General features: G+C 70.1%; 15 protein-coding genes. 8 read left to right on the top strand and 7 right to left on the bottom strand.

The features are described from left to right. Positions 1-76 precede the first annotated feature (76 nt). The 4 genes from MHN84_RS07895 (at position 77) to MHN84_RS07880 (ending at position 3,538) form a co-directional block, all read left to right on the top strand. Positions 77-1,480 carry a PepSY domain-containing protein gene (locus tag MHN84_RS07895; RefSeq protein ID WP_241204074.1) on the top strand — a complete coding sequence of 468 codons (1,404 nt, stop codon included), beginning with the start codon at positions 77-79 and terminating at the stop codon, positions 1,478-1,480. Between the two features lie 34 nt (positions 1,481-1,514). Continuing rightward, a complete protein-coding gene (locus tag MHN84_RS07890) occupies positions 1,515-1,988 on the top strand; it encodes a copper chaperone PCu(A)C (protein ID WP_374238342.1) in 474 nt (157 codons plus the stop codon). 17 nt (positions 1,989-2,005) lie between these two features. Beyond that, positions 2,006-3,196, top strand: coding sequence for a Dyp-type peroxidase (locus tag MHN84_RS07885; protein WP_241204073.1), 1,191 nt, complete (start codon positions 2,006-2,008; stop codon positions 3,194-3,196). Positions 3,197-3,280: 84 nt separating this feature from the next. Beyond that, positions 3,281-3,538 carry a hypothetical protein gene (locus MHN84_RS07880; RefSeq protein WP_241204072.1) on the top strand — a complete coding sequence of 86 codons (258 nt, stop codon included), beginning with the start codon at positions 3,281-3,283 and terminating at the stop codon, positions 3,536-3,538. A 2-nt stretch (positions 3,539-3,540) separates the two neighbouring features. On the opposite strand, the gene MHN84_RS07875 is transcribed toward MHN84_RS07880, so the two are convergent. The 3 genes from MHN84_RS07875 to MHN84_RS07865 are packed head-to-tail and all read right to left on the bottom strand — an operon-like array spanning position 3,541 to position 8,133. Continuing rightward, positions 3,541-4,248, bottom strand: a complete 708-nt coding sequence (locus tag MHN84_RS07875; RefSeq protein ID WP_241204071.1) for a DUF1524 domain-containing protein — start codon at positions 4,246-4,248, stop codon at positions 3,541-3,543. Next, positions 4,245-6,479 carry an ATP-dependent DNA helicase RecG gene (gene recG, locus MHN84_RS07870; RefSeq protein ID WP_241204070.1) on the bottom strand — a complete coding sequence of 745 codons (2,235 nt, stop codon included), beginning with the start codon at positions 6,477-6,479 and terminating at the stop codon, positions 4,245-4,247. The genes MHN84_RS07875 and recG overlap by 4 nt, the downstream gene beginning before the upstream one ends. 1 nt (position 6,480) lies before the next feature. Next, entirely contained in the window at positions 6,481-8,133 is a 1,653-nt protein-coding gene (locus MHN84_RS07865; protein WP_241204069.1) for a DAK2 domain-containing protein, read from the bottom strand. A gap of 232 nt (positions 8,134-8,365) precedes the next feature. On the opposite strand from MHN84_RS07865, the gene rpmB reads away from it, so the two are divergent. Together rpmB and MHN84_RS07855 are read left to right on the top strand one after the other, a co-directional pair. Then, positions 8,366-8,560: a 50S ribosomal protein L28 gene (gene rpmB, locus MHN84_RS07860; protein ID WP_014815134.1), complete on the top strand. Its 195-nt coding sequence runs from the start codon at positions 8,366-8,368 to the stop codon at positions 8,558-8,560. Between the two features lie 95 nt (positions 8,561-8,655). Beyond that, a complete protein-coding gene (locus MHN84_RS07855; protein WP_241204068.1) occupies positions 8,656-8,901 on the top strand; it encodes a hypothetical protein in 246 nt (81 codons plus the stop codon). A 15-nt stretch (positions 8,902-8,916) separates the two neighbouring features. Here MHN84_RS07855 and MHN84_RS07850 read toward each other — a convergent pair whose 3' ends face one another. Together MHN84_RS07850 and MHN84_RS07845 are read right to left on the bottom strand one after the other, a co-directional pair. Continuing rightward, positions 8,917-9,594 (bottom strand): uracil-DNA glycosylase, encoded by a 678-nt coding sequence (locus MHN84_RS07850; protein ID WP_241204067.1) that lies wholly within the window; start codon positions 9,592-9,594, stop codon positions 8,917-8,919. 48 nt (positions 9,595-9,642) lie between these two features. Next, entirely contained in the window at positions 9,643-10,605 is a 963-nt protein-coding gene (locus tag MHN84_RS07845) for a thiamine-phosphate kinase (protein ID WP_241204066.1), read from the bottom strand. 142 nt (positions 10,606-10,747) lie between these two features. Between MHN84_RS07845 and MHN84_RS07840 the strand changes: the two genes are divergently transcribed. Further along, positions 10,748-11,002 carry an Lrp/AsnC ligand binding domain-containing protein gene (locus MHN84_RS07840; protein WP_241204065.1) on the top strand — a complete coding sequence of 85 codons (255 nt, stop codon included), beginning with the start codon at positions 10,748-10,750 and terminating at the stop codon, positions 11,000-11,002. 9 nt (positions 11,003-11,011) lie between these two features. Then, complete coding sequence (locus MHN84_RS07835; RefSeq protein ID WP_241204064.1) at positions 11,012-11,569, top strand: DUF3515 domain-containing protein; 558 nt, start codon at positions 11,012-11,014, stop codon at positions 11,567-11,569. A gap of 3 nt (positions 11,570-11,572) precedes the next feature. Here MHN84_RS07835 and MHN84_RS07830 read toward each other — a convergent pair whose 3' ends face one another. Together MHN84_RS07830 and MHN84_RS07825 are read right to left on the bottom strand one after the other, a co-directional pair. Continuing rightward, positions 11,573-12,676, bottom strand: a complete 1,104-nt coding sequence (locus MHN84_RS07830) for a D-alanine--D-alanine ligase family protein (RefSeq protein ID WP_241204063.1) — start codon at positions 12,674-12,676, stop codon at positions 11,573-11,575. 12 nt (positions 12,677-12,688) lie between these two features. Further along, positions 12,689-13,819, bottom strand: coding sequence for a cystathionine gamma-lyase (locus MHN84_RS07825; RefSeq protein ID WP_241204062.1), 1,131 nt, complete (start codon positions 13,817-13,819; stop codon positions 12,689-12,691). Position 13,820 lies beyond the last annotated feature (1 nt).

The following is a 13,820-nucleotide window of genomic DNA, read 5'->3' as shown; positions in this document are numbered from 1 at the left end:
GTGTCCGTTGCGCGCTGATCCGTCGGCGCAGCTCCCCCTCTTCCGCGCGTCCACGCGCTGACCCGAAAGCATCGTTATGACCTTGTCCGACGACACCGTCGAACCCCTGTCCCCCACCGCCGGTCCATCCTCTGCCCGCCACGACTGGCGTCCGCTGCTGGTGCGCCTGCACTTCTATGCCGGCGTTCTCGTCGGTCCGTTCCTGATCGTCGCCGCGGTCACCGGAGCGCTCTACGCCCTGGCTCCCAGCATCGAGCGCGTCGTCTATCGCGACCTGTTGTCCGTCGACGAACGCCCTGCGATCCCCCTCGACGAGCAGGTGCAGCGCGCCCGCGCCGACCGCCCGGATCTCTCGGTCGCCTCCGTCCGCCCGGCGGCCTCCCCAGGTGACACCACCCGCGTCGCCTTCGCCGATCCGTCACTGCCGCAGGATCATTCACGCACGGTGTTCGTCGACCCCGGCACCGGCGCGGTTCTCGGCGAGCAAGTGACGTGGTTGGGTTATCTGCCCGTCAGCACGTGGCTTGACGGCCTTCACCGTCACCTCCATCTCGGCGAACCGGGACGCATCTACAGCGAGATCGCCGCGTCGTGGCTGTGGGTGGTGGCATTCGGCGGCACGGCGCTGTGGGTGAGCAAGGCCGTGCGGGACCGGCGCCGTGGGCGCCGCGGCCGTATCGTCAGCGTCGACGGCACGAGCACCGGACGGTCCCGCACGCTGAGCTGGCACGGGGCGACCGGTATCTGGCTGCTCGTCGGGCTGGTGTTCCTGTCCGCCACCGGCATCACCTGGTCCACGTACGCCGGCGCGCATGTCACCGAGATTCGTTCGGCCTTCGATTGGCAACGGCCGCAAGTGGATACGACGTCATGGGATCCGCACGCCGCACATCACGCCGGCGCGACTGCCGACGTCCACGCGTTCGACTACGCCGGTGTGGTGGCTGCCGCCGAGGCCCACGGCGTCCACGCACCCGTCGAGATCACGATGCCCGCCGAGGCGGGACAGGCCGCCACCGTGACCGAGACCGACGCGCCGTTCCGCCTGACCACCAACGCGGCCGCCGTGAACCCGGGTGACCTCTCGGTACCCAGCGTCGTCGACTACTGGCGGGACTATTCGACGATGGCGAACCTCGCCGACTGGGGCATCCGGGCGCACATGGGCTTCCTGTTCGGCCTGCTCAACCAGCTCGGGCTGCTGGCGGTCGCCGTGGGCCTGCTGACCGTCATAGTGCGCGGATACCGGATGTGGTGGCAGCGCAGGCCGACTCGTGGTTCGGCGTGGGCGCTCGGACGGCCACCCGCCCGGGGCGGTCTGCGCGCGGTGCACCCCGCGGTCGCCGCGCTGACCGTGGTGAGCGCGATCGCCGTGGGTTGGTTCCTGCCGCTGCTGGGCTGGACACTGGCCGGTTTCGTGGTGATCGACCTCGTCCTCGGCCTGCGCGCGCGCCGCACGATGCGGGACTCCCGTGCGTAGGCTGATCGGGTTGGCCCTGCTGATGGCCCTGCTGATGGTCCTGCCGATGGTTGTGGTGAGCGGCTGCGGCAGCTCTGCGCCTGACGAGAAGACCATGGCCTCGCAGGTGGCAATCAGCGATCAATGGGCCAGTGCCTCCGACACCGGGATGGCCGCTGTCTTCGGTGTTCTCACCAACACCGGCGATCGTGAGGTCCTTATCGTGGCCGCCGACTCGCCCGCCGCGGCCGATGTCGAACTGCACGAGGTGGTGCACGGGAGTGGCGGCGCCGGCATGATGCAGCCGAAGTCCGGCGGGTTCACGGTGCCCGCCGGTGGACGGCACGAGCTGGTTCCCGGCGGCGACCATCTGATGTTGATGCAGTTGCGGCAGCCGCTGCAACCCGGCACCGACGTCGGAATCACCGTGCGCTTCGCCGATGGTTCATCGCTGCCGATCACCGCCCAGGTCCGTGATTTCCCCGGCGGACAGGAGCCGTACCGACCCGGCGTGCACGGCAATGCTTGATCGACTGGCTGACCGACATGGCTGATCGACCCCGCGTCGATCGGCGGCGCCTCTTGGCCGGAGGCGCCGCCGTGGCGGCCACCGGGTCCGCCCTCGCAGGCCTCGGTGTCACCCACAAGGGAACGCACACAGAGGAATTCGGTGATGACCGCGAACCCTTTCACGGCCCACACCAAGCCGGCGTGGCCACCGCGCCGCAGGCGCACGCCGTCTTCGTCGCCCTCGATCTTCACCCCGGGCCGGCGCGCACCTCACGGGAGGCGCTCACGGCGGTGCTGAGACTGTGGACCTCCGATGCGGCCAGGCTCACCCGCGGCGAACCGGCGTTGGCCGACACCGAACCCGAGCTGGCGCTGCGGCCGGCCAGGCTGACGGTGACCGTCGGGCTGGGGCCCGCCGTGTTCGACCGGATCGGTGCCACGCGACTGCGGCCTGCCGGGGTCGCCCCGCTGCCGGCGTTCACCACCGATCACCTGCAGGCGCCCAGATGCGGCGGCGATCTGCTGCTGCAGATCTGCGCAGACGACCTGGTGTCGGTCGCCCACGCCTGCCGAGTCCTGCTCAAGAACGTCCGCAGCCTGGCCAGGCCGCGGTGGCGCCGGCACGGCTTCCGCTCCGCCCGGGGCGTCGGGCCGGACGGCGCCACGATGCGCAACCTGATGGGTCAGGTCGACGGCACCGTGAACCTGCGAACGCCGGCGGAACTCCAGCGCCACGTCTGGGATCCCGGTGTGGCACAGCCGTGGTTCGCCGGTGGCACCGTCGCCGTACTGCGGACGATTCGAGCGGAGCTGGACAGCTGGGACGAGCTGGACCGGATCAGCAAGGAGACAGCCGTCGGCCGCCGACTCGCCACCGGAGCACCTCTGACGGGTGAGCAGGAATTCGACGAACCCGACTTCGCGGCAGCGCCGAACGGCATCCCGGTGATCCCCCCGAATGCACACATCGCCCTGGCACGCGCTCACAGCGACGAGGAACATTTCCTGCGCCGGGGCTACAACTACGACGACAGCACCGGGGAATGCGGCCTGCTCTTCGCCGCCTATCAACGCGATCCGATGAAGCAGTTCGTGCCCGTCCAGCAGCGCCTGGCCGCCGCCGATGCACTCAACCCGTGGATCACGACCGTCGGGAGCGCGATCTTCGCGGTCCTGCCCGGTGTGCCGGTCGATGGATATCTGGGGCAGCCTCTCCTGGAGTCCTGACGTCGTGGCGTGAGCAAAGGCCCTAGCGCAACGCGGCGTCGCAGGGGTCCAATGGAGGCCGGGGCCCGGCGAGAGGAGTCGATGATGATCAGGCGTGCACTCATGACCGCGGGGTTGGTCGCGGCGACGGCAGCAGCGGCGCTGCTGCCGGTGTCGGCTCCGGCAACCTCGATCGCGCAGGAGCCATGGGACCCGGGATGCTGGGGTCCGTTCGCCTGGGGGTCGAACGACTGCGACTGGTCACCGACCACAGGCCCGAATTCGGGTGGGCCCTGGGATCCCTCGGTGACCGGCCCCGGCCAATTCAACCGTGCGGGAACCGGTTCCGGCTCGGCGTCCTGACCTCAGCCCGTCGGGCAGGTCGCGGCGGCATCACGGAGCACCGGTGCCGATGGCGCATCGACCGGTAACCCGTACCCGCGCAGGACAGCGATGAATTGCATGGCGTACTGGCAGTGGAACGCCACGTTCGGCGGCATCCACAGCGCGGGCTCCTTGTCTCCCTTGTCCTGATTGGCCTGCCCGTCGACCGCCAGCAGGTTGGCCGGATCGTTGGCGAACCGGCTGCGCAGATCCTCGGGCCAGCCGCGGGCCCCGAGATCCCAGGCCAGCGCAAGGGGCACGATGTGGTCGATCTGGACCGCGGCACCGATCTGGTTGCCGCGGGTGAACGCGACGACCGTGCTGGTGTACGGGTCGAGAAGGGTGCCGGTGGCCACCGCGGTGGGGCATCTCTTGATCGCGACGTAGGTCTTCTCGCTGAGGTCGCGGTCGAGGATGTCGTTACGGGTGTCGCAGCCGTTGTGCCCACCGGGAGCCGTGGTGTCGTCGCTCCACGATTCACCGAACGCGTCGCGGCGGTAATCGTGGCTGCGGATGCGTGCCGGGATCTCGGCGACACCGGCGAGAACATCCACCCCGGGCGCGACGGTGGGGATGTCGGCTTGGGCGATGAAGCGCGCCGGCCCGCGCGGTGACGTGCCGACCTGGACGGCGACGATGACGGCGAGCGCAGTGGCGACCGTGAGCCACAACAGGTGTCGGCGGGTCACGACATGTCCAGGTACTGGACCTGATCGGCGTCGACGAACGGCGCCGACAGCGTCGCCATCCCGGGATCCTGCGGATCGTCGTCGAAGACCTTCTCGCACAACTCTTTTGCCGCCTCGATGATCTCCCGGTGCGATGCCAGTGACAAGAATCGCAGGGTGATCGCGCGGCCGGACTGGTGCAGGCCGAGCACGTCGCCTTCGCTGCGCTCGAGCAGGTCGAGGTCGGCGAGGGCGAACCCGTCCAGGGTGCCGGCCACGGCCCTGAGGCGCTGACCCGCCTTCGAGGTCTCCGGCAAGTTGGTGGCCAGCAGGCACAGGCTGGGGTGCTGACCGCGCCCGATGCGGCCCCGCAGCTGATGCAGCTGGCTGATACCGAAGCGGTCGGCGTCCATCACCACCATGACCGTGGCGTTCGGCACGTCGACACCCACCTCGATCACCGTCGTGCACACCAGCACATCGATGTCCCCGGCGCGGAACGCCGACATCACGGCATCCTTGTCCTCGGCGGCGAGCCGGCCGTGCATCAAGCCGAGCCGCAACCCCGCCAGCGGGCCGTTCGCCAGGCGCTCGAACATCTGGACCACCGTGACCGGCGGCGGCCCACCCTGCCCCGAGTCCTTCCCGCCACCTTTGCCCGATGTGGCCGGCTTGTCGTTCTCATCGATGCGGGAGGCCACCACGTACGCCTGTCGACCGGCACCGACCTCTTCGACGACGCGCTGCCAGGCACGTGCCAGCCACGTCGGTTTCTCCTTCACGAAGATCGCGTTGGTGGTGATGGGTTGGCGACCCCGCGGCAGCTCCCGCAACGTCGACGTCTCGAGGTCTCCGTACACGGTCAGCGCCACGGTCCTCGGGATCGGTGTCGCCGTCATCACCAGAAGATGCGGTGTGATCCCCTCGGGAGCCTTGGCGCGCAATCGATCTCGCTGCTCGACGCCGAACCGGTGCTGTTCGTCGACCACCACCATGCCGAGGCGGTCGAACTCCACCGCGTCCTGCAACAACGCGTGCGTGCCGATCACGATGCCGGCGATCCCACCGGCGACCTCGCGGCGCGCATCGCGCTTCTGCTGCGCCGACATCGAACCGGTCAGCAATGTCACCGCGGTGGCCTGGTCGGCGGCGCCCAGTTCACCGGCCATCGCCAGCGGCCCCAGCATGGCGCGCATCGACTGGGCGTGCTGGGCGGCCAGTACCTCGGTCGGCGCCAGCAGCGCGCACTGATAACCGGCATCGATCATCTGCAGCATCGCCAGCAGTGCGACAACCGTTTTGCCGGAACCGACTTCGCCCTGCAGCATCCTGTTCATCGGGTGCGCCGCGGCCAACTCGGCGGAGATCACGTCGAGGACGTCGCGCTGCCCGGCAGTCAGGTCGAACGGCAGCTGTGCGGCCATCGCGGCGGCCAGTCCGTCGTCCCGCGGCGGGGCGGCGGGTCCTGTGCCACTCAGCTCGCTGTGCCGGCGCACCACGAGACCCCACTGCAGCCCGATCGCCTCGTCGTAGGTGAGCCGCTCGATCGCCCGTTCCCGGTCGCGGGTGTTCTCGGAGATGTGCACCGCCCGCAGCGCGTCGTCTTCGGACATCAGATCATGTTCTCGGACAACCCATTCCGGTAGCGGATCGGGTACCGGGTCGAGCACGGCGAGCATCTGTCGCATGCAGGCGTAGATGTCCCACGTCTGCACCTTCGACGTCGCCGGATAGATCGGGAAGTACTCCTTCTCGAACGCCGCGAGGACGTCGGTGCCGCCTGCGGCATCGGCGATCGCCGACAGGGATTTGGTGCCCCTGGCGGTGCCGTCGTCGCGAAGGATCAGAAACGCCGGGTGGGTGAGCTGCATGACGCCGCGGAAGTATCCGACCTCCCCGGACAACATCACCTTGGTGCCCTCCACCAGAGAATGCTTCAGATACTTGGCGTTGAAGAAGGTGGCGGTGACCTTCGGTCGGCGCTGCCCCAGCGTCACGACCAGGAATTCGCGCTTGGGTTGCCGGTTGGTCCACCGCACGGTGGCCTCGGTGATGACGTCGACGAACGTGACGTGCTCACCTTCTTCGAGGTCGAGCTCCTCCCCCTCGTCGCGCACACTCATCGCGTCGCTGTACTTGCGGGGGAAGTACCGCACCAGGTCGCCACAGGTGCGCAGACCCAGATGTTCCTCGAGCGGCTCGGCGGCCTTGCGGCCCAGCACGAAGTCGAGCCGATCACTCAGTGTCGCCACGTCATTCGACTCCGATCAGCAGCACGTCGCCGCCGTGGCCGGTGTGGAAACTGACCATGTCGGTTCCCGGGTGTTCGCGGTGGACGTGATCGCGAAGAACCTCGGCGGCACCGGGATCCACGCCGGCGCCGGTGAGCACCGTCACCAGTTCGCCGCCGGCGGCCAGCAGCAGGTCGATCAACCCCGAGCCGACGTCGATCACGCTGCGGCCCACGAGGACGACCTCGTCGCCGGCGATGCCGAGTCCGTCGCCGGGCCGGCACGCCCCGGCCCAGGTCAGGGCCTCCTCGGCGGCGACGCGCACCGAACCGTGGCGCGCGCCGGCCGCGGCCCTGGTCATCGTGTAACCGTCGTCGACGAGGCGGTGGCCCGGGTCATGGACGGCCAGCGCCGCCAGACCCTGCACCATCGATCCGGAGTACACCGGAACCATCGTGATGCCCCAGTCCGACGCGACGGCCCATCCGGCGAGCAGCTCCTCGGCGGCGACGTATCCGTTGGGCAACACCATGACCTGCTCGGCGCCGGTGTTGACGAGCGCGTGCAGCAGCTGGTGGGCGCTGACCGGTGATCCGGGTTCCGGGCGCAGGATCTGCGCTCCCTCGCTGGTGAACAACTCCTCGGCGCCGTCGCCGTCGACGACGGCCAGCACCGCGCGTTCCCGCGCCCACCCGCCCGCCGGATGACGGTCGGCGCCGCCGGTCAGCGAGGTGATCCGGATGCGACTCGGGACACCGACGGCCAGCCCGGCCTCGACGGCGGCGCCCGCATCGTCGACGTGGACGTGGACGGAGTACCGACCCGCCTCTGCGGCGGCCGCGATGGCGACGGATTCGCCGAGCTCGTCCAGACGGGCACGAAGCACCTCCACTGCGGCACGCTCGGCGCCGCTGAGCAAGTACATGACCTCGAACTGGGGAGTCGCAGCGCTGCGCGGGCGGGCCGGCTCGACCGCGCCTGCACCGACGGGTTCGGGGCGGTAACGCGGCCGCGGCTGCGCATGACCGGTGAGGGTGGTGGTCAGCGCGTCGAAGAGCACCAGGAGGCCACGGCCCCCGGCATCCACCACACCGGCGTCGGCGAGCACGTCGAGTTGGGTGGGGGTGCGGTCCAGTGCGGCGACGGCGGCCTGCGCGGCGGCGGCCACCACCTCGGACACGTCGGCTTTCTCGCCGTGACCCCGGTCATCGGCTTCGCGGGCGGCCGCATCGGCGGCGTCCTGCAACACCGAGGTGATGGTGCCGGGAACGGCTTCCCCCATCGACGTGACGACCAGGGTGACGGCGTGACGCAGCGCGGCGGCCAGGAGCGGGCCGTCGATGTCGGCGATGACGCGGTCCTCGGTGGCGGCAGCGGTGACATCGGCGATCGCACGCAGGATCTGCGACAGGATCACCCCGGAGTTGCCGCGTGCGCCGCGCAGCGCCCCGTCGGCCAGCGCGGCGGCCACGGCGGTGACGTCGTCGCTTGCGGCGCGCGAGTCGGCCTGCGCCCAGGCGGCGCGCATCGTGAACAGCATGTTGGTGCCGGTGTCGGCGTCGGCGACCGGAAAGACGTTCAGCGCGTTGATCTCGTCGGTGTGGCTGATCAGGTCCGAGACCGCGGTGTGGGCCCAGCGCCGCAGCGTCGACGCATCGAGCCGCCGAGCCGACATCCTCACCTCCGCACTGCCTGTACGCCGCTACGCCGATGCATGTGGCCGCCCGCGTCAGCCTAGCCACTGCGTCGGACAGGCAAGAGAGGGCGAGCTCACGCCTGTTGACAACCATCGGGACCGGTGGACGCCGTTTTGGCGAACCTCGGGGCGGCCCGGTAGTCTGATCGGGTTGTCGGGTCACCCGTCAGGTCGTTGACCCCCAAGCGCTGACTTACGAGGAGTTCTCACTATGGCTGCCGTGTGCGATATCTGCGGGAAGGGCCCCGGCTTCGGTAAGTCGGTGTCGCACTCCCATCGCCGGACGAGCCGCCGGTGGAATCCGAACATCCAGTCGGTGCGCGCGGTGGCCCGTCCGGGCGGGAACAAGCAGCGTGTCAACGTGTGCACGTCGTGCCTGAAGGCCGGCAAGGTCACCCGCGGCTGATCGGTCGCGGTCGTCGGCGTTTCACTGCGCCCGGCACGGGTAGCTCGCCGGTGACGGCCGAGCAGGGAGCCCGGCCAGGAAGGTGACGATCGCAGATGACGAACGCTCGAGCTGTTCGACCCGCTCTGGTCGCGGTGGCCGCGGCTCTCACCGCCGGATGGATGCTCACCGCGTGCGGTGACGACAGCAGCACCGATACCGACAGTTCGGTGGAGTCGTCGACGGAAACCACCGAGACGACGGACACCACGGACGGCGACAACACCATCGAGATTCCGTCGCCGAGCATCAGCATCCCCTCGCCCAGCCTGCCGGACGTGACTCTCAGCCCGGCACCCTGACGCGGCTCTCCGCGGTCAGGGCAGGCGCCAATCCACCGGCTCGCCGCCCATCTGCGCCAGCAGTTCGTTGGCGCGGCTGAAGGGGCGCGACCCGAAGAAACCCCGTGCCGCCGACAGCGGCGAGGGGTGGGCCGATTCGATGACGGCGGTGTCGCCGAGCATCGGCTTCAGCGTCGCGGCATCACGTCCCCACAGCACCGCCACCAGCGGGCGTCGCCGGGCGACCAGCGCCCGGATGGCGCACTCGGTGACGGCCTCCCAGCCTTTACCCCGGTGGGAGGCCGGCGTGCCGGGTCGTACGGTCAGCACCCTGTTCAACAACATCACGCCCTGCTCGGACCACGGCGTCAGATCACCGGTGCCGGGCGCCGGGTGGCCGAGGTCCTGCTGGTACTCGGTGTAGATGTTGGCCAGGCTGCGCGGCAGGGGGCGCACGTCAGGGGCGACGGAGAAGCTCAGTCCGACAGCGTGCCCGGGCGTCGGATAGGGGTCCTGTCCGACGATGAGCACGCGGACGTCCTCGAAGGGGTAGGTGAAGGCCCGCAACACCTGCTTCCCCGAGGGCAGATAGCTGTGCCCGGCAGCCAGTTCGGCGCGCAGGAACTCCCCCATCTCGGTGACGCGGGCGTGCACCGGCGCCAGGGCGCTCGCCCACGATTCGTCGACCAACTCCTGCAGTGGGCGTGCTGTCACGACAGGCCAACTTAGTGCCCGGGTGATTCACGCGTGCCAACGGGTTCGCTAGGTCCGATAGGACTGCCAGCCCGTGCTGCCGGCCCACGCGGCGCCGTCGACCGTGACCGTGCCCGGGCCGAATTGCGCTGCGGGAGCCTGCACCCGCCCGATGATCCGCCAGCCCGGCGGAGGCTCGGCCGGGAACGTGGCCACCAGCGCGTGATCTTCACCACCACCGAGCACCCACTGCCGAGCGTCGATGCCCGTGGCCTGCGCGGCCGGAAGAAGTGCGTCGAGATCGTCGCGCAGCATCGCGATGGAGAGGTCGATGTGCACCTCCGATGCGGCCGCGAGGTGCCCCAGATCGGCGAGCAGCCCGTCGGAGACATCGGTCATCGCCGTGGCACCCGCCCGGGCGGCGACGGCCCCCTGCCCGTAGGGCGGAGCCGGCACCAGGTGGCGGCGCCTCAAGTCTTCGAAAGCGTCGATGCCGTTGTGCCACAACACATATCCTGCGGCAGACCACCCGAGTTCGCCCGTCACCGCGACCACGTCGCCGGGATCGGCGCCACTGCGCAGCACGGGCGGGCGACCCTCGAGGTCGCCCAGCACCGTCACCGAGACCACCCACTGCGGGGCGGCGACCATGTCTCCGCCGACGATGCCGGCGCCCAGTCGCGCGGCCTCGTCCCACAGGCCGTCGGCCAACGCCACGGCATGTTCGGTTGCGGTGTCCCCGGGTGCGCCGAAACCGACGACGAACGCGGTGGCCCGGCCGCCCATGGCCTCGATGTCGGAAGCGTTCTGCGCGATGGCTTTTCGCCCGATGTCGTGAGGACTCGACCAGTCCAGCCGGAAGTGCCTGTCCTCGATCAGCATGTCGGTGCTCACCGCGGCCGCACCCCCGCAGGCCAGCACCGCGGCGTCGTCGCCGGGGCCGATGAGAACGAACGGCGGTTGTCGGCGGCCGGCGACCAGCCGCTCGATCACCGCGAACTCCCCGTCTCCTGCCAGCGTGCCGTCGCCCATGTCTGCACTCCTCGAGCTGTTGGATCGTGGCCTGAACGCTGGGCTCACCTGCGGTACCTTGAGGTCGCTACAGAGTTTATGCATCTGAGCACTGCCGTCGACGCCGCCGGTGTATGCGCAGACCGAACGGAGGGATCGAGGCGTGGTCGAGGCTTTCGTGCTCATCCAGACCGAGGTCGGCCGCGCCGAGATCGTCGCCAAACAGCTCGCCGGTCTGCCCGGTGTGCTCTCCTCGGAGTCGGTGACCGGACCCTACGACGTGATCGTGCGGGCAGGGGCCCCGACGTCGGCCGAGCTGACGTCCTCCGTCGTTCCGGCCGTACAGCAGGTGGCAGGCATCACCCGGACGTTGACGTGCCCGATCGCCGGTCCGATCACCGAGGTGGGCCGCCCGTAGAGTGTCGCCATGGCCAGCACCGCCGGCGACGGACCACCCCGCGCTGCGCTCATCGCAGCGATCGTGCTGGCTGTCGGTGCCGCGGTCGGCTTCCTGGCGTTCGCCGCGGTCACACAACACCGGCGGGCACCCACGCCTGTCGCGCTGTCGGCGGTGCCGGCCCCGCGCGCGGACGGCCCCGAATGTGCCGGCCTGATCGAGAAGCTGCCCGATCAGCTGGGCGACTACCGCCGCGCACCGCTGGTCGATCCCGCGCCGGCGGGGGCGGCGGCATGGCAACGCGACGACGGTGGCGAGCCGCTGGTGTTGCGGTGCGGCGTGCAACGTCCGGCCGATTTCGTGGTGGGTGCCCCGCTGACGGTGGTCGACGCGGTGTCGTGGTTCCGGGTGCAGGACTCCGGCCAGCCGTCAGACACCGATCGCGCGACCTGGTTCGCGGTGGACCGCCCCGTCTACGTGGCGCTCACGCTGCCGTCGGGTTCCGGTCCCGACGCCATCCAGACGGTGTCGACGGCCCTGGCCGAGACGTTGCCGGCGCGACCCGTGGATCCCGGTCCGGCAGCGTAGCGCTCAGCGCAGGCCCGTGCCGCGGGCGACCGCGGTGTCCACCATCGTGGCGAGCAGCGTCGGATAGTCGACGCCGCTGGCCGCCCACATGCGCGGATACATGGAGATCGTGGTGAAGCCCGGCATCGTGTTGATCTCGTTGATGACCGGGCCGTCGTCGGTGAGGAAGAAGTCGACCCGGGCCAGACCCTGGCAGTCGATGGCCTCGAAGGCGCGGATCGACAGGGCCCGGATCTCGTCGGCGACGTCGTCGTCCACCTTGGCCGGGACGTCGAGCTCGGCCGCATCGTCGAGGTACTTGGTCTCGAAGTCGTAGAAACCGTCGTCACGGCCGCGCACTCCGGCGACCCGGATCTCCCCGACGGTGCTGGCGTCGAGCCGACCGTCGGGGAACTCGAGGACGCCGCATTCCAGTTCACGGCCGACGACCGCGGCCTCGACGATCACCTTCGGATCGTGACGCCGCGCCAGCTCGATGGCGGCGGGAAGTCCGTCCCAGGACGTCACGCGGCTGACCCCGATCGACGAGCCGCCACGGGCCGGCTTGACGAAGACCGGCAGCCCGAGCCGCTCGCGGTCGGTCAGCGACACCGTGCCGTCCTGGGGCCGCAGCACGATCTGGTCGCCGATCGGCAGATCGGCGGCGGCCAGCAGCTTCTTGGTGAACTCCTTGTCCATGCCGACCGCGCTGGCCAGCACGCCGGCACCGACGTAGGGCACACCGGCCAGCTCCAGCAGACCCTGGATGGTGCCGTCCTCGCCGTAGGGCCCGTGCAGGACCGGGAACACCACGTCGACCGAGGCCAGCACCTCGCCGGCGGCCTCCCCCATCGACAGCAGCTGTCCGCGCCGGGCCGGATCGGGCGAGAGCGCGAGCGCGGTTCCGGACGTCTCGCTGACGCCGGGCAGGGTGCCGTCGGTGATGGCCAACCCCTCGGGGCGGCCATCGCCGAGCACCCACGACCCGTGCGGGGTGATGCCGACGGCGATCACCTCGAACCGCGCCGGATCGAGGTTGCGCAGGATGCTGCCTGCGGAGACACACGAGATCGCGTGCTCGGAACTCCGTCCGCCATAGACGACGGCAACGCGGGTGCGGGCAGTCACAGTCTGGAGAGGCTACCGCCCGCCTCCCCCGAGAGCCGACTCGATATCGGCCAGCAGGTCGTCGGTGTCCTCGATTCCACAGGAGATACGGGCGAACCCCTCGGGTACCGGGTCGCCCCACCGCGCCCTGCGGTCGACCGAGGTGTGCACGCCGCCGAAGCTGGTGGCGCCGACGAGCAGCGCGCTGCGGCGGACGAGGTCGTGGACCGCCTCGGCGTCGGCCAGTTCGACGGAGACGATGCCGCCGAAGCGACGCATCTGGCGGGTCGCGATGGCGTGTGACGGATCGTCGTGCAGACCCGGGTACCGCACGGAAGCCACGGCGGGGTGTGAGCGCAGCATCATGGCGAGAGCGGCGGCGTTCTGGCATTGCCGTTCGTAGCGCAGGCCCAACGTGCTCAGGCCCCGCAGCACCAGCCACGCCTCGAAGGCACCCAGGATGGGCCCGGCCAGCAGTCGCTCGCGCTGCAGCCGGTCGATCACGTCGGCCCGGTTGCCGGCGACGTAACCGGCGAGCAGATCATGATGTCCGGAAAGCGCTTTGGTGGCGCTGGCCACCACCAGGTCGGCGCCCAGGGCCAGCGGTTGCTGTCCCAACGGGGTCGCCGTCGTGTTGTCGACGAGGAGCAGAGCGCCGCGCGGTCGGCACTGCATCGCCAGGCGGTGCAGGTCCACGACGTCCAGGCCGGGGTTCGACGGTGTCTCGGCCAGGACCACGTCAGCGTCGCGGGCGGCGTCGCACATCTGCGCGCACGACGCCTGCACGACGGTGACGCCGCGAGGAGCGAGGTACTCGGTGGCATAGGCGCGCACCTGGTAGTAGCCGTCGGCCGGCACGACGAGCGTGCTGCCCGGCTCGGCCACCACGCGCAGTACCGACGTGATCGCCGCCATTCCGGAGCCGAAAGTCAGCGCCGCGGTGGCGCCTTCGAGCTGAGCCAGCGCCGATTCCAGCTGCCGCCACGTGGGGTTGTGTCGCCGGCCGTAGCTGTCCAGCGCATCGTCCTCGTCGACGCCGAGGTGATATGCCGCTGCCGGCACGGGCACCGGACCGACCGGTTCGCCCGGCACGTGTTCGCCGGCGATCGCTGCCAGGCTGCGTGTGGAGTCTCCGTACGCCTTGCCCGGATGTCCATAGGTCATG

This window comes from Mycobacterium sp. PSTR-4-N (genome assembly GCF_022348085.1).
In the GTDB taxonomy this organism is placed as follows: Bacteria; Actinomycetota; Actinomycetes; order Mycobacteriales; family Mycobacteriaceae; genus Mycobacterium.
Note: the sequence above shows the minus strand (reverse complement) of the source record. Positions and strands in the feature narration are given on the sequence as shown.

Coding starts and splice junctions, on each gene's coding strand:
- rpmB (WP_014815134.1), top strand. CDS start 8,366: ATGGCTGCCGTGTGCGATATCTGCGGGAAGGGCCCCGGCTTCGGTAAG.
- MHN84_RS07890 (WP_374238342.1), top strand. CDS start 1,515: ATGGTCCTGCCGATGGTTGTGGTGAGCGGCTGCGGCAGCTCTGCGCCT.
- MHN84_RS07885 (WP_241204073.1), top strand. CDS start 2,006: ATGGCTGATCGACCCCGCGTCGATCGGCGGCGCCTCTTGGCCGGAGGC.
- MHN84_RS07825 (WP_241204062.1), bottom strand. CDS start 13,819: ATGACCTATGGACATCCGGGCAAGGCGTACGGAGACTCCACACGCAGC.
- MHN84_RS07835 (WP_241204064.1), top strand. CDS start 11,012: ATGGCCAGCACCGCCGGCGACGGACCACCCCGCGCTGCGCTCATCGCA.
- MHN84_RS07845 (WP_241204066.1), bottom strand. CDS start 10,605: ATGGGCGACGGCACGCTGGCAGGAGACGGGGAGTTCGCGGTGATCGAG.
- MHN84_RS07865 (WP_241204069.1), bottom strand. CDS start 8,133: ATGTCGGCTCGGCGGCTCGATGCGTCGACGCTGCGGCGCTGGGCCCAC.
- MHN84_RS07880 (WP_241204072.1), top strand. CDS start 3,281: ATGATCAGGCGTGCACTCATGACCGCGGGGTTGGTCGCGGCGACGGCA.
- MHN84_RS07855 (WP_241204068.1), top strand. CDS start 8,656: ATGACGAACGCTCGAGCTGTTCGACCCGCTCTGGTCGCGGTGGCCGCG.
- MHN84_RS07895 (WP_241204074.1), top strand. CDS start 77: ATGACCTTGTCCGACGACACCGTCGAACCCCTGTCCCCCACCGCCGGT.